This is a genomic window from Kocuria coralli, from assembly GCF_008831305.1.
Lineage (GTDB): Bacteria > Actinomycetota > Actinomycetes > Actinomycetales > Micrococcaceae > Kocuria > Kocuria coralli.
Window position 1 is genome coordinate 1 of record NZ_ML708648.1, and the last position, 904, is coordinate 904.

The following is a 904-nucleotide window of genomic DNA, read 5'->3' on the forward strand; positions in this document are numbered from 1 at the left end:
ACCAGGCGGATACCAGTGTGGGGAAGATCGCGAACTTCGTGGACACCCGGGTGGGACTGTCCCCGATCATCAAGGAATTCGGGCGCAAGATCTTCCCCGACCACTGGTCCTTCATGTTCGGTGAAGTCGCCCTGTACTGCTTCATCGTGCTCCTACTCTCGGGCACCTTCCTGGCCTTCTGGTTCGACCCCACCATGGCCACCACCGAATACACCGGCTCCTACGTACCCATGCAAGGCGTGGAGATGTCAGCGGCCTACGCCTCCACCTTGAACATCTCCTTCGACATCCGCGGCGGACTCTTCCTACGCCAACTCCACCACTGGGCCGCGCTACTGTTCTCCGTGGCGATCATGGTCCACATGGCCCGGATCTTCTTCACCGGCGCCTTCCGCCGCCCCCGCGAACTGAACTGGGTGGTCGGCTGCCTGCTGTTCATGATGGCCCTGGTCGCCGGGTTCTCCGGCTACTCCCTCCCCGATGACGTGCTCTCCGGCAACGGCCTGCGCATCGTCGACGGACTGGCCCGCGCCGTGCCCCTGGTCGGCGCCTACGTCTCCATGCTGATCTTCGGCGGGGAGTTCCCCGGCCACGCGATCATCGGGCGGATGTACATCGTGCATGTGTTCATCGTGCCGGTGATCATCCTGGCCCTGATCGTGGTGCACCTGTTCATGGTCGTGGTCCACAAACACACCCAGTTCCCCGGCCCCGGCCGCACCGAGAACAACGTCGTCGGCTTCCCCGTCGGCCCCGTCTACGCCGCCAAAGCCGGAGGCTTCTTCTTCATCGTCTTCGGCGTCCTCGCCGCCATCGCAGCCACCGTCCAGATCAACGCCATCTGGAACTACGGCCCCTACGACCCCTCCCCCGTCCAAGCCGGCTCCCAACCCGACTGGTACAT

At 64.0% G+C, this 904-nt stretch carries 1 protein-coding gene; it reads left to right on the forward strand.

The annotated features are described in order from the left end of the window. Nucleotides 1–17 precede the first annotated feature (17 nt). Nucleotides 18–904, forward strand: an 887-nt coding sequence (gene qcrB, locus FCK90_RS15175) for a cytochrome bc1 complex cytochrome b subunit (RefSeq protein WP_158035142.1), incomplete at its 3' end; no start/stop codon positions are given.